A 23697-nucleotide genomic window follows, 5' to 3' on the forward strand; every position below is an offset into this window, starting at 1 on the left:
ACGCGGCGTTCTCTGTTTTTTCGCGAGCAAGCTCGCTCCTACAGTAAAAAGCAAAAACGCCCCGTTCTCGCGATGAGAACGGGGCGTTTTTTGTGGCCGGGAATAATCAGCCGCGGGCGTTGTCGATCAGCTCGATATAGTCGGCGGCGTTGCGCTGGTCCTTGATCAGGTCGACAAAGGTCTGGCCGTGCTCATCCTTGCCATCCAGGTCCAAACCGGCCGCCTTGAAGAAAACCAGGAAGCGTTCGAAGTCGTCGATACGCAGGCCACGGTAGGCCTTGATCAGTTTGTGCAGGGACGGGGAAGTCGCGTCAACCGGCTCGAAGTCCAGGAACAACTTGATCTGGTCGTCGCCGATCTCGTCACCAATCACCTGTTTCTTATCTTTACGCATTACCGACTCCAGCCAGCAGACATTTACACGGGGTTTGAAGTCTACCTGTGAGACGCAGGCTTCGAAAGCGCTGGAGAACCAATGTGGGAGGGGGCTTGCCCCGATTGCAGTGTGTCTGGCTCACTACCTTTGACTGACATAACGCTATCGGGGGCAAGCCCCCTCCCACATTTTGATATTCATCGCTCTTGCTACTTGGCACGTACGGCACCGGTATGCAAATCCGCCCAGACATGCCCGTTGGCGTAACTGAGGAACTGCACATACACCGCGTCATTGCGCAGCAGGTCGACAATCACTCGGTACTGGGCCACCGGGTAGGACAGGGTCAAGGTTTTGCTCTTGTCATCGTAGACCGGCTTTTTCAAGCTTTTGCTTTCGGCATCGAAGTTGAGCACCACCTGGCTGATAGTCGCGCCTTTGTTCAGGGACTTGCCCTTGAGACGGATCATCAGCGGCGAGGTCACCGGGATCGGTTGTTGCGTGGATTGACGCTGGTTGCCCACCACCACCGCATATTCGGTGACTTGCAGCAGTTGCTGCTGGTCAGGGGTTTCGGCGCGCAGGGTCAGATCGTCCGGCGGCAGGAACTGCGCATGCATCGGCGCAGGCGCCGCAGCCAGCGGCAGACTGAGGGTCAACGCCAGGGCGGCGCAGGTGCGTATCAACAGGCTCATGGGCCGCTCCGCAAGAGGTGGCCCAGCACTGTAGCTCAATCGAACTGGGCAAGCATCCAGCGTTGATACTCGGCCACATTGGCGTCGCCTTCACGGGGCGCCCAATCGGCCAGTTCGCCTTCGCCCACCGGCCGATAAGGCCCGGCCTTGCACTCGAACATCACCGTGTCGGGGGCGAGCACCACCAGGCCATGGAACACGCCGGGCGGCAGGTCGACGCCCGAGCATTCGCCGCCGGCCTGCATCACGCGCTTGGCGAGCACCTCGCCGGTGTCGCTGAACACCAGCAAGCCCAAGCGACCCTGGAGGACCAGCAAGGTTTCCGCCTTATCCGCGCTCAAGTGCCGATGTGGCGGCACATACGTGCCGGGCTGCAGGCCCACGGCCAGGCGATGGCACGGTTCTTCCATCTGATGAAAGTTGTGATGATGCCGGCCACGGGGGCTGGCGCCCGCTTTCTCGGCCAACTCGGCAAACAGCGTCTGATCAAGAAAGCGAGTCATAGGTTACATACCTTTGACGGCGTAGATTCCATTGGCGTTGCGCCAGTAGCCCTTGTAATCCATACCGTAACCGAAGATGTAGCGATCGATGCACGGCAGGCCGACGAAATCGGCTTTCAACTCGGGACGGGCCTTGCGGTCGTGGTCTTTGTCGATCAGCACGGCGGTGTGCACCTTACGTGCGCCAGCGTGTTTGCAGAAGTCGATGATCGCGCCCAGGGTGTGGCCCTCATCAAGGATGTCGTCGATGATCAGCACATCGCGGTCGATGAACGAAACTTCCGGCTTGGCTTTCCAGAACAGGTCGCCACCGCTGGTTTCGTTGCGATAGCGAGTGGCGTGCAGGTAGGACGCTTCCAACGGGAACTGCAGGTGAGTCAGCAATTTGCCGGCAAAGATCAGGCCACCGTTCATCACGCAGAAGACCACCGGGTTGGTGTCGGCCATTTCGCGGGTGATGTGTGCGCCAACCTTAGCGATCGCTGCTTCGACTTGCGCTTCGGTGTACAGGCAGTCAGCCTCGCGCATGATTTGACGGATATGCTCGAGATCAGCGGACATGGCGCTCTCCAAGGGGTGCTGTGGCAAGAAAAGCGGGCGAAGGTACGCTTCTCATGCGCTCCGAGCAAGCCTTAATGGACTAACGTACTAGATGTCTATAGGACAACACCCTCGGATAGATTAATCTAGGCCGGTTTTTTTGCCCGCCGCCGGAGCCTTTCCCATGCCCACTCGCGAGATCCGCCACCCGCTGATCCGACACAAACTCGGCCTTATGCGCCGTGCCGACATCAGCACGAAGAATTTCCGTGAGCTTGCTCAGGAAGTTGGAGCGCTGCTCACTTACGAAGCCACCAAAGATTTGCCCCTGGAAACCTACGACATCGAAGGTTGGGCAGGCACTGTCCAGGTCGAGAAAATCGCCGGTAAGAAAATTACCGTGGTGCCGATCCTGCGTGCCGGTATCGGCATGCTCGAAGGCGTGCTCAGCCTGATCCCGGGCGCCAAGGTCAGCGCCGTCGGCGTCGCCCGCAACGAAGAAACCCTGCAGGCCCACACCTATCTGGAAAAACTCGTACCGGAAATCAACGAGCGCCTGGCCATGATCATCGACCCGATGCTCGCTACCGGCAGCTCCATGGTTGCCACCATCGACCTGCTGAAAAAAGCCGGTTGCCGGGACATCCGCGCCATGGTGCTGGTGGCCGCGCCCGAAGGCATCGCCGCCGTCGAGAAAGCCCACCCGGACGTGCAGATCTACACCGCTTCCATCGATGAGCGCCTGAACGAACACGGTTACATCATCCCAGGCCTGGGCGATGCCGGTGACAAGATCTTCGGCACCAAGCAGAAGGACGCGTGAGCATGCAGGATGAATTCAACGACCCGCTTTGGCGCCAGATCCTGTCTGGCGCACAGATGCTCTTCGTAGCATTTGGCGCGCTGGTGTTGATGCCACTGATCACAGGTCTTGATCCAAACGTCGCCCTGTTCACCGCCGGCCTGGGCACGCTGTTGTTCCAACTGGTGACAGGGCGGCAGGTGCCGGTCTTCCTGGCGTCGAGCTTTGCCTTCATTACCCCGATCATTCTTGCCAAGGGCCAGTTCGGCCTCGCAGCGACCATGGGCGGGGTGATGGCAGCCGGTTTTGTCTATACCTTCCTCGGCCTGGCCGTGAAGATCAAAGGCACCGGTTTCATCGACCGCCTGCTGCCACCCGTGGTGATCGGCCCGGTGATCATTTCCATCGGCCTGGCCATGGCACCGATTGCCGCGAACATGGCGATGGGTAAATCCGGCGACGGCGCCGAGTTGATTCATTACCAGACGGCGATGATGATCTCGATGCCGGCGCTGCTGACCACGTTGATCGTCGCGGTGTTCGGCAAGGGTATCTTCCGCCTGGTGCCGATCATCTCCGGCGTGCTGGTGGGCTTTGCCATGGCGTTCTACTTCGGCGTGGTCGACACGGCGAAGATCGCCGCCGCCCCGTGGTTCGCCCTGCCCCACTTCACCGCGCCGGAGTTCAACTGGCAGGCGATCCTGTTTATCGTCCCAGTGGCCCTGGCCCCGGCGATCGAACATATCGGCGGCGTGATTGCGGTGGGCAGCGTGACCGGTCGCGACTACCTGAAGAAGCCTGGCCTTCACCGCACCCTGCTCGGTGACGGGATCGCCACCACGGCCGCCGGCCTGTTTGGCGGCCCGCCGAACACCACCTACGCCGAAGTGACGGGCGCGGTGATGCTGACCAAGAACTACAACCCGAAGATCATGACCTGGGCGGCAGTGTTTGCCATCAGCCTGGCGTTCATCGGCAAATTCGGCGCACTGCTGCAAAGCATCCCGGTGCCGGTGATGGGTGGGATCCTGTGCCTGCTGTTCGGCTCGATTGCCGCGGTGGGGATGAACACCTTGATCCGCCACAGGATCGACCTGGGTGAAGCGCGCAATCTGGTGATTGTGTCGGTGACCCTGGTGTTCGGGATTGGTGGGGTGCTGGTGGGAACCGGGACCGGTCCGGATGACTTCGGCCTGAAAGGCATTGCCCTGTGTGCGGTGGTAGCGATTGGCCTGAACCTGTTGCTGCCGGGCAATGATGGCTGGAAGAACAAGAAGCCGGATGAGCCGCTGCTCTAACACATATGGCAGAACCTAATGTGGGAGGGGGCAAGCCCTAATGCCAGTCAGTTAAGGCTTTTTGTAGGAGCGAGCTTGCTCGCGAAAAACTCACAGGCGCCGCGTTCATTCAGGAAGCACGCGTTATCGTTGACGTTTTTCGCGAGCAAGCTCGCTCCTACAGGAGGCGATGTACGCTTAACTGACTGGCATTAGGGCAAGCCCCCTCCCACATTTTTTGATCTTCAGTGTGGCTTAGAGCTCACCCAACCCATCGATCAGCGCCTGGTTCTGCTCCGGCGTACCGATGCTGATCCGCAGGAACTGGGCAATCCGCTCCTGTTTGAAGTGCCGCACGATCACCCCTTGCTCACGCAGCTTGGCCGCCAGGCCGGCTGCGTCGTGCCGTGGGTGGCGGGCAAAGATGAAGTTGGCTGCTGACGGCAGCACTTCAAAGCCCTTGCCTTCCAGTTGCGCGACCAATTGGTCGCGACTGTCGATGACCAACCGGCACGTCTTCTCGAAGTACTCCCGGTCCTCGAACGCCGCCGCCGCGCCGACAATCGCCAGGCGATCCAGCGGATAGGAGTTGAAGCTGTTCTTGACCCGCTCCAGCGCCTCGATGAGGTCCGGGTGGCCCACGGCCAGGCCCACGCGCAAACCGGCCAGTGAGCGCGATTTGGACAGGGTCTGGGTCACCAGCAGGTTCGGGTAGCGGTCCACCAGGCTGATGGCTGTTTCGCCGCCAAAGTCGATATAGGCTTCATCGACCACCACCACCGAATCCGGGCTGGCCTTGAGAATCTGCTCCACGGCGTCCAGCGCCAGCACACAGCCGGTGGGCGCGTTCGGGTTGGGGAAGATGATCCCGCCGTTGGGCCTGGTGTAGTCCGCTACGCGGATCTGGAACTGCTCGTCCAACGGCACCGGGTCGGACTTGATGCCGTAGAGGCCGCAGTACACCGGATAGAAGCTGTAGCTGATATCCGGGAACAGCAACGGCAGCTCGTGCTGGAACAGGCCGTGGAAGATGTGTGCCAGGACTTCATCGGAGCCGTTACCGAGGAACACCTTGCCGGCGTCTATCCCGTAGTACTTGGCCACGGCCTGCTTGAGCAGGTCGCTGTTGGGGTCCGGGTACAGGCGCAGGTTGTCGTTCAACTCGGCCTGCATCGCAGCCAGCGCCTTGGGCGACGGGCCGTAGGGGTTTTCATTGGTGTTGAGCTTGACCAGCCTGGTCAGCTTCGGTTGCTCGCCGGGCACGTAAGGCACGAGGTCCTTGACGAAGGGGCTCCAGAATTTGCTCATGTGTTATTTCCCCTCTTCCAGGATTCGATACTCAGCGCTACGGGCGTGGGCGCTCAGGGATTCACCACGGGCCAGCACCGAGGCGGTCTTGCCCAACTCGGACGCGCCTTGTGGCGAGCAGAAGATGATCGACGAACGCTTCTGGAAGTCATACACCCCCAGCGGCGACGAGAAGCGCGCGGTGCCAGAGGTTGGCAAGACGTGGTTGGGGCCGGCGCAGTAGTCGCCCAGGGCTTCGCTGGTGTGGCGGCCCATGAAGATCGCACCCGCATGGCGAATCGACGGCAGCCAGGCCTGTGGATCGGCCACGGACAGCTCCAGGTGCTCCGGCGCGATACGGTTGGCCACTTCGATAGCCTGCTCCATGTCACGCACCAGGATCAGCGCGCCACGGCCATTGATCGATTTCTCGATGATCTCGGCACGGTCCATGGTCGGCAGCAGCTTATTGATGCTGGCGGCGACCTTGTCGAGGAACTCGGCGTCCGGGCTGACCAGGATCGCCTGGGCGTCCTCATCGTGCTCGGCCTGGGAGAACAGGTCCATGGCGATCCAGTCCGGGTCGGTCTGGCCGTCGCACACCACGAGGATTTCCGAAGGGCCAGCGATCATGTCGATACCGACCTGGCCGAACACGTGGCGCTTGGCAGTGGCCACGTAGATGTTGCCGGGGCCGACCACCTTGTCGACCTTCGGCACGCTTTCGGTGCCATAAGCCAGGGCGGCAACCGCTTGGGCACCGCCGATGGTGAACACGCGGTCGACACCGGCAATGCAGGCGGCAGCCAGTACCAGTTCGTTGATTTCACCGCGCGGGGTCGGTACCACCATGACCACTTCGGTGACGCCGGCCACCTTGGCGGGAATCGCGTTCATCAACACCGACGAGGGGTACGAGGCCTTACCACCCGGCACGTACAAGCCGGCACGGTCCAGGGGCGTGACCTTCTGGCCCAGTACGGTGCCGTCAGCCTCGGTATAGCTCCAGGAGTCCTGCTTCTGTTTTTCGTGGTAGCTGCGCACTCGGGTCGCGGCGACTTCGAGGGCCTGGCGCTGGGGCGCGGTGATGCGCGTCAGGGCCAGTTCCAGGCGTTCGCGGGGCAGGATCAGGTCGGACATGGACTTGACGTCCAGACCGTCGAACTGCCGGGTGAAATCCACCAGCGCCGCATCACCGCGCTCGCGCACGGCCTTGATAATGTCGAGGACCCGCTGGTTGACCGAGTCGTCGGACACGCTTTCCCAGCTCAGCAGATGATCCAGATGATGGGCGAAATCCGGGTCGGCAGCGTTGAGTCGGGCAATTGCAGTGGACGTGGTCATAGCGAGGGCCTCAATAGAATTGGCAAAAACTCAGGCGCCCTAAACTAGCAGTCGTTTCCGCTTGGGCACCTGAGAATTCTGGCTATGAGGCGGATAGACGGGCGCAGCTTTTCAGCTACGCGGGTGAGTCAACCGCGGTGTCGAGACTCCACTGCCTTGCGCAGGGTGTCAATCAACGCCTGGATACGGGCGTGCTGCATCTTCATCGACGCTTTGTTGACGATCAGCCGAGAGCTGATGTCGGCGATAAAGTCCTGTGGTTCGAGACCGTTGGCACGCAGGGTGTTGCCGGTGTCGACCACGTCGATGATCTTGTCGGCCAGGCCGATCAGCGGCGCCAGCTCCATCGAGCCGTAGAGCTTGATGATGTCGACCTGGCGGCCTTGCTCGGCGTAGTAGCGCTTGGCGACGTTGACGAACTTGGTGGCCACGCGCAGGCGGCCCTTAGGCTCGACATCACCGACACGGCCGGCGGTCATCAGCTTGCACAGGGCAATGCGCAGGTCCAGCGGCTCGTACAGGCCTTGGCCGCCGTATTCCATCAACACGTCTTTACCGGCGACACCGAGGTCGGCCGCGCCATGTTCAACATAGGTCGGCACGTCGGTAGCCCGTACGATCAGCAGGCGAACGTCGTCCTGGGTCGTTGGGATGATCAGCTTGCGGCTCTTGTCCGGATTCTCGGTCGGCACGATGCCCGCTTCAGCCAGAAGCGGCAAAGTGTCGTCAAGGATGCGGCCCTTGGACAGTGCGATGGTCAACATGGGAAACGTCAGTCCTTCATCAGGCTATTGCTGTCCGGTCGCAAACGGCGCCAGACACAGATCGAGGCCATGACAGCCTCGATTTGAAACAAACCAGTGTCTGTAGGAGCGAGCTTGCTCGCGAAAAACGTCAACGATAACGCGTTTATTCAGACTCAACGCGGTGCCCACGAGTTCTTCGCGAGCAAGCTCGCTCCTACAATGCAGAGGGACTAGCCCGGTACGCGGCGGATTTTCGCGCCGAGCATCTGCAGTTTTTCTTCGATGCACTCGTAACCACGGTCGATGTGGTAGATGCGGTCGATCAGGGTGTCGCCTTCGGCGATCAGCGCCGAGATCACCAGGCTGGCCGACGCGCGCAGGTCGGTGGCCATGACTGGCGCGCCCTTGAGCTTCTCGGTGCCGGTCACGATGGCAGTGTTGCCTTCGACCTGGATCTTCGCGCCCATGCGGTGCAGTTCGTACACGTGCATGAAACGGTTTTCGAAGATGGTCTCGATCACGGCACCGGTACCTTCGGCAATGGCGTTCAAGGAGATGAACTGCGCCTGCATGTCGGTCGGGAACGCCGGGTACGGAGCGGTACGCACGTTAACGGCTTTTGGCCGCTTGCCGTGCATGTTCAGCTCGATCCAGTCTTCACCGGTGGTGATTTCGGCACCGGCTTCGCGCAGTTTTTCCAGGACCGCTTCCAGGATGGTCGGATCGGTGTCCTTGACCTTGACGCGACCACCGGTGACGGCGGCAGCAACCAGGTAGGTACCGGTCTCGATACGGTCCGGCATCACTTTGTAGGTGGCCGGGTGCAGGCGTTTCACACCGTCGATGGTGATGGTGTCGGTGCCGGCGCCGGTGATGTTGGCGCCCATGGCGATCAGGAAGTTGGCCAGGTCGACCACTTCAGGCTCGCGCGCAGCGTTTTGCAGCACACTGCGGCCGTTTGCCAAAGCAGCAGCCATCATGATGTTCTCGGTACCGGTCACACTGACGGTATCAAAGAAGAAGTTGGCGCCACGCAGGCCGCCTTCCGGCGCCTTGGCCTTGATGTAGCCGCCTTCGACGTCGATGGTCGCGCCCATGGCCTCGAGGCCACGGATGTGCAGGTCCACCGGACGCGAGCCAATGGCGCAACCGCCAGGCAATGCGACTTCGGCTTCGCCGAAACGAGCGACCATCGGGCCCAGTACCAGGATCGACGCACGCATGGTCTTCACCAGTTCGTACGGGGCGATCAGGGTCTTGATGGTGCGCGGATCGATTTCGACGGACAGCTTCTCGTCGATTACCGGCTCGATACCCATGCGACCAAACAGCTCGATCATGGTGGTGATGTCGTGCAGGTGCGGCAGGTTGGCCACGGTCACAGGGCCATCGCACAGCAGGGTCGCAGCCAGGATCGGCAAGGCAGAGTTTTTCGCACCGGAAATGCGAATCTCGCCATCAAGGCGGGCACCGCCGGTAATAATCAATTTATCCATAAGAATCTCGACGCCTTGGGGGCTCAGGTGCGCTCGGCCCAGGCCGCGCGGCTGAAAAATTTCATAGTGACCGCGTGGATGCTGCCATCGGTGATCCACGGGTTCAAATGGGCATAGATCTGCTGCTGACGCTTGACCGGGCTGAGTGCCGCCAGTTCATCGCTAATCACGTTCAGCTGGAAGTTGCAGCCTTCGCCTTCAACTTCTACGTTCGTATCCGGCAGCTTTCCTTCGAGAAAGCTCTTAACTTCTAGGGCCTGCATGATCAACCTCTATCGGCGCCCAGTGCGCACGGGTCGCACATCATACAAAAAAGCCCCGCGCCTGCGAACCCCGGATAGCAGGACTCTGACGGGGGGCTTTATCGATAATGTGTATTAAGGATGCGCCAACAGCTCGGTCAAACCGGAAACTTCGGCGATTTCACGCATGTCTTCGGGCAATGCACGAAGGGTGACCGACTTTTTGGCCGCATCGGCATCGCGCATGAAACACAGCAGCAACGACAAGCCAACACTGCTGGACTTGGTTACCGCCGAGCAATCCAGCACCAGCGCAGGGGCCGTGCTGGCCTTGATCAGCGCCTGGCCCTGCTTGCGCAGGTCAGGCCCGGTGCGGTAATCCAGCACGCCGCTGAGGAACAGCTCGCCCGCGTCGCCGAGACGAACAGCCGACTCGGTCATTGCGCAGGTTTCCCAGCGGCTTTATCGGTCTCTTCCTTGGCCTTGGCGACTTCACCGGCCCAACCATTGATGGTTTTGTCCAGGTCGTTGCCATTGCGCTGCATGGCGTCGGCGAACTGGTCACGGAACAGCTTGCCGATGTTGATGCCATTGATGATCACATTGCGCAGTTTCCACTCGCCATTGATCTTCTCCAGCGTGTACTGCACAGGGTAGACGGCACCATTGTTGCCCTTGACACTCATGTTGACACTGGTGCGGTCGCCCGACTCATCCCCGGCGGGAGCGACGGTAATGCCCTGGTTGTTGTACTCAAGCAAAGCGTTGCCATAGAACTGGAACAGGCCGCGCTTGAAGTTTTCCTGGAACGTCTGCATTTGCGCAGGGGTGGCCTTGCGCGAATATTTGACCGTCATGATGCTGCGCGAAATACCTTCAGCATCGACGACCGGGCCGACGATGGTATTCAGTGCTTCGTAGAATTTGCTCGGGTCTTGCTTGTACTGCTCTTTATTGGCAGTCAGGTCAGCCAACATCCTGTTGGTAGTGTCCTGCACCAGTTCGTGCGCAGAACCCGCTGCGTTGGCCATCAACGGCAGCGCTGCCAGCAGTACCAGGAGGCCACGTCGCAAGGTAGAGATCATGTACAGATTCCTCATTTGGCGTCTTTATTGACCGTATTGAGCAGGAATTTACCGATCAGGTCTTCAAGTACCAGCGACGACTGCGTGTCGTGGATGGTCGAGCCATCCTTGAGCAGGGCTGTTTCCCCGCCCACGCTGACACCGATGTACTTCTCGCCCAGCAGACCCGCAGTGAGGATAGATGCAGTGGAGTCGGTCGGCAGATTATCTACCTTCTTGTCCAGTTGCATCGTCACTCGCCCGGTGAAGCTGTCGCGATCCAGATCGATTGCCGTGACCTTGCCGATGGTCACACCGGCCATGGTCACTTTAGCTCTGACAGTCAAACCGGCGATATTGTCGAAGTACGCGTAAAGTTTATAAGTATCGGCGGTGGGGCTGGCCGAAAGGCCGCTGACTCGCAGGGCCAGCAACAGTAAAGCCAGGATGCCAGCCAGCAAGAAAAGGCCGACACCGATTTCCACAGTGCGGTTTTGCATCAGAAATCTCCAAACATCAAGGCGGTCAAAATGAAGTCAAGGCCCAGTACTGCCAACGAGGCGTACACAACGGTCTTGGTGGTGGCGCGACTGATCCCTTCTGAAGTGGGCTCACAGTCATAGCCTTGGAATACGGCGATCCAGGTCACTACAAAGGCGAAGACGATGCTCTTTATGATGCCGTTGAGCACGTCACCGCTGAAGGTCACGCTGTTTTGCATGTTGGCCCAGTAGGAGCCGTCATAGACGCCCAGCCAGTCCACCGCCACCCACGAGCCGCCCCAGATACCGACCACGCTGAAGATCATCGCCAGCAACGGCAGGGAAATAAAGCCGGCCCACAGGCGCGGGGCAACAATGTACTTGAGCGGGTCCACGCCGATCATTTCCAGGCTGGACAACTGCTCGGTGGACTTCATGTTGCCGATTTCGGCGGTCAACGCAGAACCTGCACGCCCGGCGAACAGCAACGCAGTCACGACCGGCCCCAGCTCACGCAGCAGCGTCAGGGCAACCATCTGCCCCACTGCCTGCTCCGAACCGTAGCTGGACAGGATATTGAAGCCCTGCAACGCCAGCACCATCCCGATGAACACCCCGGAGACCACAATGATCACCAGGGACATCACGCCCACCGAATGCAACTGCTTGATCAACAGGCCGAAGCCGCCACCAATGCCACCGCGGCCGAGCAACGCGTGAAACAGGAAAATCGTCGAGCGGCCCAGCACTTCGACGACGTCGATACCGGATCGACCGAAAAGGCGAACCTTCTCGATAAGAGATGTCTTGCGCATCAGCGCTTCCCCAGAAGGTCTGAGCGGTAATCCGCTGCCGGAAAGTGAAAAGGCACGGGGCCATCGGGATCGCCGGTCATGAATTGGCGAATACGCGGGTTGTCGGCGTTCATCAGTTCTTCAGGCGTACCCTGCCCCAGCACCTGGCCATCGCCGACTACATAAAGGTAATCGGCAATGCTCGCGGTTTCTGCAAGGTCGTGGGAGACCACGATGCTGGTGATACCCAGGGCATCGTTGAGCAGACGGATCAGGCGTACCAGCACGCCCATGGCAATCGGATCCTGGCCGACGAAGGGCTCGTCGTACATGAGGATCTGCGGGTCGAGGGCAATGGCGCGCGCCAGGGCCACGCGGCGCTTCATGCCGCCGGACAGTTCGTCGGGCATCAGGTCGATGGCGCCGCGAAGGCCCACGGCCTGCAATTTCAGCAACACAATGTCACGAATCATTTCATCGGACAGCTGGGTATGCACCCGCAACGGAAATGCCACGTTCTCGAACACATCGAGGTCGGTAAACAGCGCACCGCTCTGGAACAGCACCCCCATATGCTTGCGCGCATCGAACAGATCGCTGCGCGACAGTGTCGGCAGGTTCTGGCCGTTGACCCATACTTCACCGGCGCTGGGGCGCAATTGCATGCCCATCAGACGCAGCAGCGTGGTCTTGCCGCAACCGGACGGACCCATGATGCCCGTGACCTTGCCGCGGGGAATGCGAATATCGACGTTATTGAAGATGCTGCGCGTCCCGCGCTTGAAGGTCAGTCCCTTCAGCTCGACCGCGTAGGCGTTATCGGCACTCATCTAAACTCCTTGGGATGCAGCCTCTCACTCAGACACCATGCATGCGACAAACGTTTGCAACGGTGACGCATATAGATAGCCACATGGGCTGGGCGGACCGAACTGGCGGCGAACTATATCACTGCTGGTACAGGGCGCCCAAGGCCGGAACTGCGCTAGTTCAGTTTAAGGACAGGGAAAAAACGTTGCTGGCTATGTTACTGAGGATCGATCTCAGGCATTCGTTGAATAAAGCCTGACGAACTTGCGTGAGGGAATTGATCATTACCGCTATAATCGCCGACTTTTCGTCAGGCTATACGACTTCAGACATGAGCCAATCCAGCGACCTTATTCAATCCGCGCAACGCACCATCCGCCTCGAAGTTGAAGCCGTAGAAGGCTTGCTGGCCCATATCGACGCAGATTTCGTACGCGCCTGCGAGATGATCCTGGCCAGCAAGGGCCGTGTTGTCGTGGTTGGCATGGGCAAATCGGGCCACGTCGGCAACAAGATCGCCGCCACCCTGGCCAGCACCGGGACTACCGCATTTTTCGTGCATCCGGCCGAAGCCAGCCACGGCGACATGGGCATGATCACCAAGGATGACATCATCCTGGCGCTGTCCAACTCCGGCACCACCAACGAAATCGTGACCCTGCTGCCGCTGATCAAGCGCCTGGGCATCAAGATGATCAGCCTCACCGGCAACCCGGAATCCACCCTGGCCAAGGCCGCCGACGTGAACCTGAATGTTCACGTGGACCACGAGGCCTGCCCGCTGAACCTGGCGCCGACCTCCTCCACCACCGCCGCCCTGGTCATGGGCGACGCCCTGGCCGTGGCGCTGCTGGAAGCCCGTGGATTCACCGCTGAAGACTTCGCATTTTCCCACCCGGGTGGTGCCTTGGGCCGCCGCCTGCTGCTGAAAGTGGAAAACGTCATGCATTCGGGCGAGGAATTGCCCCACGTCCAGCGCGGCACCCTGCTGAAGGACGCGCTGATGGAAATGACCCGCAAGGGCCTGGGCATGACCGTGATCCTGGAAGCCGACGGGCGCCTGGCCGGGGTATTCACTGACGGTGACCTGCGCCGCACCCTGGACCGCACCATCGATATCCGCACCGCGACCATCGACGCCGTGATGACCCCCCATGGCAAGACTGCACGCCCTGAAATGCTGGCGGCCGAAGCTTTGAAGATCATGGAAGACCACAAGATCGGCGCGCTGGTGGTGGTCGATAGCGACGACCACCCGGTTGGCGCCCTGAACATGCACGACTTGCTGCGTGCGGGAGTGATGTAAATGAACAGCGACCTGTTGCAACGCGGCAAACACATCAAACTGGCGATTTTCGACGTTGACGGCGTGCTGACCGATGGCCGCCTGTACTTTCTCGAAGATGGCAGCGAATTCAAGACGTTCAATACCCTCGACGGCCAGGGCATCAAGATGCTGATGGCTTCGGGCGTGCAAACGGCGATTATCAGCGGCAGAAAAACCCCCGTTGTGGAACGCCGCGCACAAAACCTCGGTATTCCTCACCTGTATCAGGGCCGCGAGGATAAACTGGTGGTTCTGGACGAGCTTCTTGGCCAACTCAACCTAAGCTATGAGCAGGTCGCCTATCTGGGCGATGATCTGCCCGACTTGCCGGTCATTCGCCGAGTGGGCCTGGGCATGGCCGTCGCCAATGCGGCGACGTTTGTTCGCGAGCACGCCCATGGCGTCACCACCGCCCGTGGCGGCGAAGGTGCCGCCCGCGAGTTCTGTGAACTGATCCTGCGAGCCCAGGGCAGTCTTGAAGCGGCCCACGCCGCCTACCTATAGAGCGTTTTATGCTGAGTAAAAAGATTCGCAACTTCCTGCTATTCGGAGTCATCGCCGCGCTGTTTCTCGCGGTGGGCTACTGGAATATCAGCCCGGGGCGCTTCCTCGACCAGCCTGCAGCGCAGGTTGAAGAAGGGGCTATCGACTATTACGCAACCAATGCCTACAGCGTGCAGTTCCTGCCCGACGGCAAGGTGCAGTACGAGATGACCTCGGACAAAGTCGAGCATTTGAAGGCCACCGAAGTCACCCTGCTGACCAACCCGGACCTGAACCTGTACCGCGGCACCGAGTTCCCATGGCATGTCACGAGCAAGCGTGGCGAGGTCAACCCGGACGGCACCGAGGTAGAACTGATTGACTCGGTACGCGTTGCGCGCACTGACGCCAAAAACCGTGACACCGTGATTACCAGCAGTCGCATGACCGTATTCCCACAGAAGCAATATGCGCAGACCGAGCAAGACGTTAGAATCGACGGCGCTGGCGGTGTATCGACTGGCAAGGGAATGAAAGCGTATTTGAAAGAAAGCAGGATACACCTGCTATCGAACGTAAGAGGACAGTATGAGGCTCGTTAAAACTCTCCCTATTTTGCTCGGTCTGGGCGCAGCACTGGGAAGCGTGAGCGCCTGGGCTCTGCCGAACGATAGCCAGCAACCGATCCACATCTCGGCTGACGATGCGCAGCTGGATGACAAGCAAGGCGTCGCCACCTATACCGGCGGCGTGATCATCATCCAGGGCTCGATGAAGATCACCGGCAACACGGTGACTCTGACGCGCACCCAGGCGGGCGATATCGACGTAGTGACTTCGGTGGGCAACCTGGCTTACTTCGAACAGAAGCAGTCGGCTACCGACACCGGCCCGATGAAGGGCTACGGCAAGACCATCCAGTATCACGCCCAGCAGAATCGCATCGTGCTGATCGACCAGGCCAAGGTACTCAGCCCCGATGGCAACTCCACGGAAGGCGAGAAGATCACCTATGACACCGTGAAGCAGATCGCCAACGCCGGCCGCGCCAATGGCAGCAAGGTCACCGCGCCACGCCCACGCATCGACATGGTTATCCAGCCGAAGAAGAAGGCCGAGTAATGGCAACCCTGAAAGCCCAGCATCTGGCCAAGGCCTATAAAAGCCGTCAGGTCGTGCGCGACGTCAGCCTGTCGATCGACAGCGGCCAGATAGTCGGCTTGCTTGGCCCCAACGGCGCCGGCAAGACCACCTGCTTCTACATGATCGTCGGCCTGGTCCAGGCGGACCAAGGTCGCGTACTGATCGACGACCTGGATGTGAGCCACCAGCCAATGCACGGCCGCGCCCGTGCCGGTATCGGCTATCTTCCGCAGGAAGCGTCGATCTTCCGCAAGCTGTCGGTATCCGACAACATCATGGCCATCCTTGAAACCCGCAAGGAACTCGACCGTGACGGTCGCCGCAAAGAACTGGAAAGCCTGCTGCAGGAATTCCACATCAACCACATTCGCGACAACCTTGGCATGAGCCTGTCCGGTGGTGAGCGTCGTCGCGTGGAAATCGCCCGCGCCCTGGCCACTGCCCCCAAGTTCATCCTGCTGGACGAACCGTTTGCCGGCGTCGACCCCATCTCGGTCGGCGACATCAAGCAGATCATCCACCACCTCAAGGCCAAGGGCATCGGTGTACTGATCACCGACCACAACGTGCGTGAGACCCTCGATATCTGCGAAACCGCGTATATCGTCAACGATGGCCAGCTGATCGCCGAAGGCGACTCTGCCACCATCCTGGCCAACGAACTGGTCAAGGAAGTGTACCTGGGTCACGAGTTCCGCCTGTAAGGCCGCCTGCAAAAACAAGGCGGCGGCAGGTCGTTTGCCCGATGCGCGGGAGTCAATGAAAACCTCCGGATTTTTATTGTTACCGCGCTCTAGGCAAAGCCCCCGATATCAGGCATATAATTTGCTTATGTTTGGCGCTCACGCGCCCTGTCGTGGATGGCGCATTGCGCCGGCGAATAAGGTGTTAAGCCCCTGCCATGAAACCATCGCTAGTCCTGAGAATGGGCCAGCAGCTGACGATGACACCGCAGCTGCAACAGGCCATCCGCCTGCTCCAATTGTCGACCCTGGACCTGCAACAGGAAATCCAGGAGGCCCTGGAGTCCAATCCGATGCTCGAACGCCAGGAAGAAGGCGACGACTTCGATAATGCAGACCCATTGGCCGACAACATCGAGCAAAAACCCAATTCCGACGTACAGGAACCCTCCTACCAGGAAACCGCCCCCACGGTGGATAACCTTGAGGAAGGCGATTGGAACGAACGCATTCCCAACGAACTCCCGGTGGACACCGCCTGGGAGGACGTCTACCAGACCAGCGCCAGCAGCCTGCCCAGCAATGACGATGACGAGTGGGACTTCACCACCCGTACTTCCGCCGGCGAGAGCCTGCAGAGCCATCTGCTGTGGCAACTGAACCTCGCGCCGATGTCGGACACCGATCGCCTGATCGCCGTGACCCTGATCGACTGCATCAATAACCAGGGTTATCTGGACGAGACGCTCGAAGAGATTCTCGAGGCCTTCGACCCGGAACTGGACATCGAGCTGGACGAAATCGAAGCGGTCCTGCACCGCATCCAACAGTTCGAGCCCGCCGGCATCGGTGCCCGCACCCTGAGCGAATGCCTGCTGCTGCAACTGCGCCAGCTGCCCGCCAAGACCCCATGGCTCGCCGAGGCCCAGCGCCTGGTCACCGACTATATCGACCTGCTGGGCAGCCGCGACTATAGCCAGTTGATGCGGCGCATGAAGCTCAAGGAAGACGACCTGCGCCAGGTCATCGAGCTGGTGCAAAGCCTCAACCCGCGTCCAGGCTCGCAGATCGAGTCCAGCGAAGCCGAATACGTCGTTCCCGACGTGATCGTGCGCAAGGACAACGAGCGCTGGTTGGTGGAACTGAACCAGGAGTCGGTGCCGCGCCTGCGGGTCAACCCGCAATATGCCGGTTTTGTGCGCCGTGCCGACACCAGCGCCGACAACACCTTCATGCGCAACCAGTTGCAGGAAGCGCGCTGGTTCATCAAGAGCCTGCAGAGCCGCAACGAAACCCTGATGAAAGTGGCCACCCAGATCGTCGAGCATCAGCGCGGCTTCCTGGAATATGGTGACGAGGCGATGAAACCGCTGGTCCTGCACGACATCGCAGAAGCGGTGGGCATGCACGAATCGACGATTTCCCGGGTGACCACACAAAAATTCATGCATACCCCACGGGGCATATATGAGCTGAAATACTTTTTCTCCAGTCATGTCAGCACATCCGAAGGCGGCGAATGCTCGTCCACGGCGATCCGCGCAATCATCAAAAAACTGGTTGCTGCGGAAAATCAGAAAAAGCCGTTGAGTGACAGCAAGATCGCTGGTTTACTGGAGGCACAAGGCATTCAGGTCGCCCGTCGAACCGTCGCCAAGTACCGCGAGTCCCTTGGGATCGCGCCTTCCAGCGAGCGTAAGCGTTTGATGTGACGGGCGGGCCACAGCGTTCCAGTGGTGGGTATTCCTACCCGCCGCTTTATGCACTGGCAACGAAGGAGAAGCTGTATGCAAGTCAACATCAGTGGACACCATGTAGAAGTCACCCCTCCACTACGCGACTACGTCGAGCAGAAGCTGAGGAAGCTTGAGGGTCATTTCGACAAGATCACCAACGTGCAGGTCATCATGAAGGTCGACAAGCTTCAGCAGAAAATCGAAGCGACTCTTCAGATACCCGGTGGAGAAGTGGTCGCCAATGCCGAACATGAAGACATGTATGCATCAATCGACTTGCTCACAGACAAGCTTGACCGCCAACTCAAAAAGCATAAGGAAAAGAATCTGAGCCTGCTTCAGGGCACAGGTCGTTAACTCTCCCCCCATGATCCGACTTGAAACCATCCTGACCCCCGGCCGTTCCCTCGTGAACGTGCCGGGCGGCAGCAAGAAGAAAGCCCTCGAACAAATTGCCAACCTGATCAGCAGCCAAGTGCCTGAGCTGGAGATGCAAGATGTCTTTGAGGCTCTGATTGCCCGTGAAAAACTCGGCTCCACCGGTTTTGGCAGCGGCATCGCCATTCCCCACTGCCGCCTCAAAGGCTGCGAGTCACCTGTCAGCGCCCTGCTGCACCTGGACGCACCTATCGATTTCGACGCGATCGACGGCGCCCCGGTAGACCTGCTGTTTGTTCTGCTGGTCCCACAGGCCGCCACCGATGCACACCTGGAACTGCTTCGGCAGATCGCAAGCATGCTCGACCGCAAGGAAGTACGCGACAAACTGCGCAGTGCCAGTAGCAACGAGGCGCTGTATCAAGTTGTCCTGGATGAGCAAAACGGGCAGTAATCATGCGTTTGATCATCGTCAGCGGCCGCTCCGGCTCGGGTAAAAGTACCGCCCTCAACGTCCTTGAGGACAACGGCTTCTATTGCATCGACAACCTGCCCGCCGGCCTGCTCCCGGAATTGGCGGAGCGGGCACTGATCCATACCGAGTTGGCACAACCTCTGGTCGCCGTTTCGATTGACGCCCGCAACCTGCCGAGCCACCTCACGCGTTTTCCGGAATTGCTCGAAGAGGTGCGTGCCAAACACATTCATTGCGATGTGCTATATCTGGACGCCGACGAAGAAACCCTGCTCAAGCGCTTCTCAGAGACCCGTAGACGTCACCCCCTCAGCAGCCCACACCGCTCCCTGGCCGAAGCCATCGAGGATGAAACCAAGCTGCTCGGGCCGATCATTGACCTCGCTGACCTCAAGATCAACACCACCAGCCTCAACCTGTACCAGTTGCGCGATGCCATCAAGCTACGCCTGCTGAACCAGCCGGAGCCTGGCACTGCATTTCTGGTCGAGTCCTTTGGTTTCAAGCGTGGCATGCCGGTGGATGCCGACCTGGTGTTCGACGTGCGCTGCCTGCCCAATCCTTATTGGAAGCCGGAACTGCGCGACCAGTCGGGGCTGGATCAGCCTGTGGCCGATTACCTGGCCGCGCAACCGGATGTGGAGGAGATGTTCCAGGACATTTCCAGCTACCTGCTCAAATGGTTGCCGCGCTTTGCCGCGAGCAACCGAGCCTATGTCACCATTGCCATCGGCTGCACCGGCGGTCACCACCGCTCTGTCTACCTGACCGAGCGCCTGGGCCAGGTGCTGCAACAAACCCTCAAGAACGTCCAGGTTCGCCACCGCGACCTTAGCTGAAAGGAACACCCCCGCGATGCCCGCTCTGGAAATTGAAATCATCAACAAGCTGGGCCTGCATGCCCGCGCCTCGGCCAAATTCGTCGGTATTGCCGGGCAGTTCCCTTGCCAGATCCGCGCCGGGCGTACACCGGAGAGCATGGTCGATGGCAAAAGCATCATGGCGATGATGATGTTGGCGGCCGGCAAGGGCACCAAGATTCATTTGAGCACCGAGGGCGAGCAAGAGCAGGAAGCAATGGACGCCCTGGTAGCGCTGATCAACAACTTCTTTGATGAGGGTGAGTAGTAACCCCTATCCCCGCTGAGGCCTCACCCCAAGGCGGTATCCATCACCATCATCAAGCAGAACCCCATGCACAACCCCAGGCTCGCGAGTTTTTCGTGACCGTTGCGGCGCGACTCCGGGATCACTTCGTGGGTGACCACCAACAGCATCGCGCCAGCGGCCAGTGCCAGGCCCAACGGTAACAGCACCTCGGCCAGGGTCACCAGCCAGGCGCAAAGCACGGCGAACACCGGCTCCACCAAGCCTGACGCGGCGCCGATCAGGAACGCCCTGATCCGCGACATCCCTGCCCCAGCCAATACCAGCGCAATGACCAGACCTTCGGGCACATCCTGCAAAGCAATGCCCATGGCCAAGCTATCGGCATCCGGCATGCCGCCGCCGGCTGAGACGCCAACCGCCATGCCTTCGGGGATGTTGTGGGCGATGATGGCAAACACGAACAGCCAGATACGCGGTGGAATCACCGGTTTATCCGGTGTGCCCACCAACATTTCCGGACTGGCGCCGGAGACCTTGCGGTCCACCAGATACAAACCGAATGCCCCCAGCATGATGCCGAAGCTGATCAGCCCACCTGCACCCCAGGGCGAAAGACCAAGGGCTTCGGCCGCAGCAATTCCCGGCACGACCAGCGAAAACGCGGTCGCCGCCAGCATCACACCGGCACCGAAGCCCAACAAGGTATCGCTCAACGCCACCGGCATCCGCCGAATCACCAAGACCGGAACCGCCCCCAGCGCCGTGCCAAGCGCGCAAATCGCCCCGCCCTGCAAAGCGCGCATGATGCGCGGTTCCAGATCCAGCCAGGCCAGCCCGTGGGCCACCAGCAATGCAGTACCTGCCAATAGCAGCAGCGAGCCAAACGCATAACGAAACATTCGCACGCTGCTGATCGCCAGTGTTTCAGTGCCCATAGTCGGCCTTAGATCTTGTTATCGAGGTGAATGTCAGGCCAACGCGGCCTGATAGCGTGCGGCAACTTCCGGCCAGTTGATGACGCTGTAGAACGCATTGATGTATTCAGGGCGACGGTTCTGGTAGCGCAGGTAATAAGCATGCTCCCAGACGTCCAGGCCGAGGATTGGCGTGTTGCCATTCATCAACGGGCTGTCCTGGTTGCCGCTGCTTTCCACTATCAGCGTCTTGTGCGGAGTGACACTCAACCACGCCCAACCGCTGCCGAAACGGGTCAAGGCGGCTTTGGTGAAGGCTTCCTTGAAACTGTCGAAACCGCCGAGTTGCTCTTCTACGGCTTTTCCCAACGCGCCGTCGGGCTTGCCGCCACCTTGAGGCGACATCACCGCCCAGAACAGTGAATGGTTGGCGTGGCCACCGCCTTGGTTGATGACGGCCGCACGCAGTTTTTCCGGCAGTTGCTGCACGCTGGACACCAGTTTCTCTACAGGCCAGCCCGCAAACTCGGTGCCCTCGACCGCCGCATTGAGGTTATTGATGTAGGTCTGGTGGTGCTTGGTGTAGTGAATCTCCATGGTTTGCGCATCGATATGCGGTTCCAGGGCATCGTAGGCATAGGGCAAGGCAGGCAAGGTGTAGGTCATATCAATGTGCTCCGTATTGAGACGTGGTCGGCTGCACCGCAGTACCGCCCAGCAAGCGATGGGTGCGCGGGTACTCACCGTGATCGCTGATGAAATTCAACAGTTCGACGTAAGTCTTACTGCTCTGGCGCAGGGCCGCTTCCCGCAGCTGCGGGCTCAGGCGCACGTCCTGCATGGCCTGGAGCAAGCGCTGGTGAATAGCGCAGAGGTATTCGGCGCTTTCCTCGGGCTGATTCAGGCGCAGGTGCAAATCCGCCAGGTTGTGATGGGAAATGACGCAGGCCGCCACTGCTTCGTCGGCATTCGCCCAGCGCTCGAACAGCACTTGAGCCAGGGCCAGGGCTTGCAGATAGGCCTCGCGAGCGTCAACCAATTCGCCCTGCATAAAGCAGCGATTGGCCCGTTCGATCGTGCGTTTCCAGTGCTCCATGGTGAGCCTCCAAAGCAGGGTCGGTGATTACACGCCGCCAGCCGTGAGTTTTTCCGGATCCAACAGGACTTCCAGTTGGCTACGGGGCAGGTCGGTGTGCTCAAGGGCCACCTCAATCACCGGACGGCCCTGCTGATAAGCTTTCTTGGCAATCTCAGCGGCCTTTTGGTAACCAATGATCGGGTTGAGTGCGGTGACCAGGATCGGGTTGCGCGACAGCGCTTCCTTGAGCTTGGCTTCGTTGACCTTGAAGCTGGCGATGGCCTTGTCTGCCAGCAGACGGCTGGAATTGGCCAGCAACTCGAGGCTGCTGAGCAGGTTCTGGGCAATGATCGGCAACATCACGTTTAATTCGAAGTTGCCGGATTGGCCGGCAACGGTGATCACCGTGTCATTGCCGATGACTTGTGCAGCGACCATGGCGGTCGCTTCCGGAATCACTGGATTGACCTTGCCTGGCATGATCGAAGACCCCGGCTGCAGGCCCTCCAGTTCGATTTCCCCCAGGCCGGCCAGCGGGCCGGAGTTCATCCAGCGCAGGTCATTGGCAATTTTCATCAGCGATACGGCGGTGGCTTTCAACTGGCCGGAGACGGCGACAGCAGTGTCCTGGGAGCCGATCAGCGCGAACAGGTTCTTGCCGGGGGTGAATTTCACACCCGCCAGGCTACTGAGCTGTTGACTGAAACGCGCGGCGAATTCCGGGTGCGCGTTGATCCCGGTGCCCACCGCCGTACCGCCCTGGGCCAAAGCCTGCAGGCTCGGCAGCAAATCTTGCATATGGCCGATGTTGGCCTTGAGTTGCTGGGCCCAACCATTGAGCACCTGGCTCATGCGCACGGGCATGGCGTCCATCAGGTGCGTGCGGCCGGTCTTGATGAATGGGTGAACCTCTTCGGCTTTCTGCTCGATCACCTGCACCAGGTGCAGCAGGGCCGGCAGCGTTTGCTCGTGCAGCACCAGCGCAGCACTGACATGGATGGTGGTCGGAATGATGTCGTTGCTGCTTTGGCCGCAGTTCACATGATCGTTGGGATTGACCGCTTCGCCGAGCAAACGGCTGGCGAGCGTCGCAATCACTTCGTTGGCATTCATATTCGAACTGGTGCCGGAACCGGTCTGGAAGATATCCACCGGGAAGTGCCGCATGTAATCGCCTTCGAGCAAGCCTTGGGCGGCATCGACGATGGCTTTGCCCTGCCCTTCACTGATCTGCTTGAGGTCGACGTTGACCTTGGCAGCCGCCGCCTTGGCCAGGATCAGTGCGCGAATGAATTGCGCCGGCATGCGTTGGTGGCTGATCGGAAAGTTGTTCACCGCGCGCTGGGTTTGCGCACCGTACAAGGCCTCGGCGGGGACTTGCAGTTCGCCCATGCTGTCGCGTTCGATACGGGTGTTACTCATCGGAAGATCCTTGCACCAGGTCAGAAACGGAAATGGAGGGAAGCAGTTCGCAGGTCGCCAATTGCCAGGCAAAGGTCTGCCAGCGCTTGAGGCGGCAGGCACAGTGAGAGAGTTTTTCCAGGTCGCGCAGTGGGCGCCAGGCTTGATCCAGACACAGGGATCGCCAATGCCACGGCAGTGCAATATCGCTGGCGGTGTCGATCAGCAGGCGGAATGAGGTTTCAGCGATGGTCCACGGATGGGTCGCGGTACAGCACGCCAGGTATCGGCCCTCATTGAGGTAATGTTCGATCAGGCGAGGCTCATTGGGATCCAGACCACAGCGAATCTGGCGACTCATCCAGCGCCAGCTTTCCAGGTAAGGATCCTCATGCAGGACAGAACTCATGATCCACACTCATCCGTTAATGATATTTATTATTAAATGATATTGAGAATCAAAACAAGAGCAGCACCTCAATCCCCCTGAAACACGGCCACAAAAAAGGCG

Annotated in this window: 31 protein-coding genes; 12 read left to right on the plus strand and 19 right to left on the minus strand. The window is 59.8% G+C overall.

Annotated elements, in window-relative coordinates; translation table 11 throughout:
• Positions 1-106: 106 nt before the first annotated feature.
• The 4 genes from V3W40_RS04360 to V3W40_RS04375 form a co-directional block, all read right to left on the minus strand.
• Positions 107-394: a PA4642 family protein gene (locus V3W40_RS04360; RefSeq protein ID WP_027604794.1), complete on the minus strand. Its 288-nt coding sequence runs from the start codon at positions 392-394 to the stop codon at positions 107-109.
• Between the two features lie 191 nt (positions 395-585).
• Positions 586-1071: a hypothetical protein gene (locus V3W40_RS04365; RefSeq protein ID WP_330214511.1), complete on the minus strand. Its 486-nt coding sequence runs from the start codon at positions 1069-1071 to the stop codon at positions 586-588.
• A gap of 35 nt (positions 1072-1106) precedes the next feature.
• Positions 1107-1574: a WbuC family cupin fold metalloprotein gene (locus V3W40_RS04370; RefSeq protein WP_330214512.1), complete on the minus strand. Its 468-nt coding sequence runs from the start codon at positions 1572-1574 to the stop codon at positions 1107-1109.
• A 3-nt stretch (positions 1575-1577) separates the two neighbouring features.
• Complete coding sequence (locus tag V3W40_RS04375) at positions 1578-2135, minus strand: hypoxanthine-guanine phosphoribosyltransferase (RefSeq protein WP_027604797.1); 558 nt, start codon at positions 2133-2135, stop codon at positions 1578-1580.
• Positions 2136-2298: 163 nt separating this feature from the next.
• Between V3W40_RS04375 and upp the strand changes: the two genes are divergently transcribed.
• Both upp and V3W40_RS04385 read left to right on the plus strand, forming a co-directional pair.
• Positions 2299-2937: a uracil phosphoribosyltransferase gene (upp, locus tag V3W40_RS04380; RefSeq protein ID WP_027604798.1), complete on the plus strand. Its 639-nt coding sequence runs from the start codon at positions 2299-2301 to the stop codon at positions 2935-2937.
• 2 nt (positions 2938-2939) lie between these two features.
• On the plus strand, positions 2940-4214 hold the full coding sequence (locus V3W40_RS04385; protein ID WP_330214513.1) for a uracil-xanthine permease family protein: 1275 nt from the start codon (positions 2940-2942) through the stop codon (positions 4212-4214).
• A 234-nt stretch (positions 4215-4448) separates the two neighbouring features.
• Here the strand turns inward: V3W40_RS04385 and hisC are convergent, their stop codons facing one another.
• The 10 genes from hisC to V3W40_RS04435 form a co-directional block, all read right to left on the minus strand.
• On the minus strand, positions 4449-5501 hold the full coding sequence (gene hisC, locus V3W40_RS04390) for a histidinol-phosphate transaminase (RefSeq protein WP_065924285.1): 1053 nt from the start codon (positions 5499-5501) through the stop codon (positions 4449-4451).
• 3 nt (positions 5502-5504) lie between these two features.
• Positions 5505-6824, minus strand: coding sequence for a histidinol dehydrogenase (hisD, locus tag V3W40_RS04395; protein ID WP_065924286.1), 1320 nt, complete (start codon positions 6822-6824; stop codon positions 5505-5507).
• Positions 6825-6952: 128 nt separating this feature from the next.
• Positions 6953-7588 (minus strand): ATP phosphoribosyltransferase, encoded by a 636-nt coding sequence (gene hisG, locus V3W40_RS04400; protein WP_003188599.1) that lies wholly within the window; start codon positions 7586-7588, stop codon positions 6953-6955.
• A 212-nt stretch (positions 7589-7800) separates the two neighbouring features.
• On the minus strand, positions 7801-9066 hold the full coding sequence (gene murA / locus V3W40_RS04405) for a UDP-N-acetylglucosamine 1-carboxyvinyltransferase (RefSeq protein WP_024073479.1): 1266 nt from the start codon (positions 9064-9066) through the stop codon (positions 7801-7803).
• Positions 9067-9089: 23 nt separating this feature from the next.
• Positions 9090-9329: a BolA family protein gene (locus tag V3W40_RS04410; protein ID WP_027604803.1), complete on the minus strand. Its 240-nt coding sequence runs from the start codon at positions 9327-9329 to the stop codon at positions 9090-9092.
• Between the two features lie 114 nt (positions 9330-9443).
• A complete protein-coding gene (locus tag V3W40_RS04415) occupies positions 9444-9749 on the minus strand; it encodes an STAS domain-containing protein (protein ID WP_330214514.1) in 306 nt (101 codons plus the stop codon).
• The gene (locus tag V3W40_RS04420) at positions 9746-10393 is read right to left on the minus strand and encodes an MlaC/ttg2D family ABC transporter substrate-binding protein (protein WP_065924288.1); all 648 of its coding nucleotides are present in this window, start codon (positions 10391-10393) and stop codon (positions 9746-9748) included. The genes V3W40_RS04415 and V3W40_RS04420 overlap by 4 nt, the downstream gene beginning before the upstream one ends.
• Before the next feature lie 11 nt (positions 10394-10404).
• Complete coding sequence (gene mlaD / locus V3W40_RS04425; RefSeq protein ID WP_003171814.1) at positions 10405-10872, minus strand: outer membrane lipid asymmetry maintenance protein MlaD; 468 nt, start codon at positions 10870-10872, stop codon at positions 10405-10407.
• Positions 10872-11669 (minus strand): lipid asymmetry maintenance ABC transporter permease subunit MlaE, encoded by a 798-nt coding sequence (mlaE, locus tag V3W40_RS04430; protein WP_330214515.1) that lies wholly within the window; start codon positions 11667-11669, stop codon positions 10872-10874. The genes mlaD and mlaE overlap by 1 nt, the downstream gene beginning before the upstream one ends.
• Positions 11669-12478: an ATP-binding cassette domain-containing protein gene (locus tag V3W40_RS04435; protein ID WP_003171811.1), complete on the minus strand. Its 810-nt coding sequence runs from the start codon at positions 12476-12478 to the stop codon at positions 11669-11671. Before V3W40_RS04435 ends, mlaE begins: the two co-directional genes overlap by 1 nt.
• Positions 12479-12789: 311 nt before the next feature.
• Here V3W40_RS04435 and V3W40_RS04440 point away from each other — a divergent pair, with 311 nt between their 5' ends.
• The 10 genes from V3W40_RS04440 to V3W40_RS04485 all read left to right on the plus strand — a co-directional run bounded on the left by V3W40_RS04440 (position 12790) and on the right by V3W40_RS04485 (position 19811).
• Entirely contained in the window at positions 12790-13764 is a 975-nt protein-coding gene (locus tag V3W40_RS04440) for a KpsF/GutQ family sugar-phosphate isomerase (protein ID WP_027604806.1), read from the plus strand.
• Positions 13765-14289, plus strand: coding sequence for a KdsC family phosphatase (locus tag V3W40_RS04445; protein WP_330214516.1), 525 nt, complete (start codon positions 13765-13767; stop codon positions 14287-14289). It abuts the gene before it with no gap.
• A gap of 8 nt (positions 14290-14297) precedes the next feature.
• On the plus strand, positions 14298-14870 hold the full coding sequence (gene lptC / locus V3W40_RS04450) for an LPS export ABC transporter periplasmic protein LptC (RefSeq protein ID WP_065924291.1): 573 nt from the start codon (positions 14298-14300) through the stop codon (positions 14868-14870).
• Positions 14857-15390, plus strand: a complete 534-nt coding sequence (gene lptA, locus V3W40_RS04455) for a lipopolysaccharide transport periplasmic protein LptA (protein WP_330214517.1) — start codon at positions 14857-14859, stop codon at positions 15388-15390. Before lptC ends, lptA begins: the two co-directional genes overlap by 14 nt.
• Entirely contained in the window at positions 15390-16115 is a 726-nt protein-coding gene (gene lptB / locus V3W40_RS04460; protein ID WP_016974288.1) for an LPS export ABC transporter ATP-binding protein, read from the plus strand. Before lptA ends, lptB begins: the two co-directional genes overlap by 1 nt.
• 197 nt (positions 16116-16312) lie before the next feature.
• Positions 16313-17806, plus strand: a complete 1494-nt coding sequence (locus V3W40_RS04465; protein ID WP_065924292.1) for an RNA polymerase factor sigma-54 — start codon at positions 16313-16315, stop codon at positions 17804-17806.
• Between the two features lie 75 nt (positions 17807-17881).
• A complete protein-coding gene (gene hpf, locus V3W40_RS04470; protein ID WP_027604812.1) occupies positions 17882-18187 on the plus strand; it encodes a ribosome hibernation-promoting factor, HPF/YfiA family in 306 nt (101 codons plus the stop codon).
• A 10-nt stretch (positions 18188-18197) separates the two neighbouring features.
• The gene (gene ptsN, locus V3W40_RS04475; protein ID WP_330214518.1) at positions 18198-18662 is read left to right on the plus strand and encodes a PTS IIA-like nitrogen regulatory protein PtsN; all 465 of its coding nucleotides are present in this window, start codon (positions 18198-18200) and stop codon (positions 18660-18662) included.
• Positions 18663-18664: 2 nt separating this feature from the next.
• Positions 18665-19522, plus strand: coding sequence for an RNase adapter RapZ (rapZ, locus tag V3W40_RS04480; protein ID WP_027604814.1), 858 nt, complete (start codon positions 18665-18667; stop codon positions 19520-19522).
• Positions 19523-19538: 16 nt separating this feature from the next.
• On the plus strand, positions 19539-19811 hold the full coding sequence (locus V3W40_RS04485) for an HPr family phosphocarrier protein (protein ID WP_027604815.1): 273 nt from the start codon (positions 19539-19541) through the stop codon (positions 19809-19811).
• 23 nt (positions 19812-19834) lie between these two features.
• On the opposite strand, the gene V3W40_RS04490 is transcribed toward V3W40_RS04485, so the two are convergent.
• The 5 genes from V3W40_RS04490 to V3W40_RS04510 are packed head-to-tail and all read right to left on the minus strand — an operon-like array spanning position 19835 to position 23595.
• On the minus strand, positions 19835-20728 hold the full coding sequence (locus V3W40_RS04490) for a ZIP family metal transporter (protein WP_065924294.1): 894 nt from the start codon (positions 20726-20728) through the stop codon (positions 19835-19837).
• 33 nt (positions 20729-20761) lie between these two features.
• Entirely contained in the window at positions 20762-21373 is a 612-nt protein-coding gene (locus V3W40_RS04495; RefSeq protein ID WP_323145736.1) for a superoxide dismutase, read from the minus strand.
• A gap of 1 nt (position 21374) precedes the next feature.
• Positions 21375-21803 (minus strand): hypothetical protein, encoded by a 429-nt coding sequence (locus V3W40_RS04500; protein ID WP_024073462.1) that lies wholly within the window; start codon positions 21801-21803, stop codon positions 21375-21377.
• Between the two features lie 27 nt (positions 21804-21830).
• Entirely contained in the window at positions 21831-23207 is a 1377-nt protein-coding gene (locus V3W40_RS04505) for a class II fumarate hydratase (protein WP_330214519.1), read from the minus strand.
• A complete protein-coding gene (locus tag V3W40_RS04510) occupies positions 23200-23595 on the minus strand; it encodes a hypothetical protein (protein ID WP_027604820.1) in 396 nt (131 codons plus the stop codon). Before V3W40_RS04510 ends, V3W40_RS04505 begins: the two co-directional genes overlap by 8 nt.
• Positions 23596-23697: the final 102 nt, after the last annotated feature.

Origin of the sequence: Pseudomonas sp. AM8 (assembly GCF_036346475.1) — a bacterium.
GTDB classification, from domain to species: Bacteria; Pseudomonadota; Gammaproteobacteria; order Pseudomonadales; family Pseudomonadaceae; genus Aquipseudomonas; species Aquipseudomonas marginalis.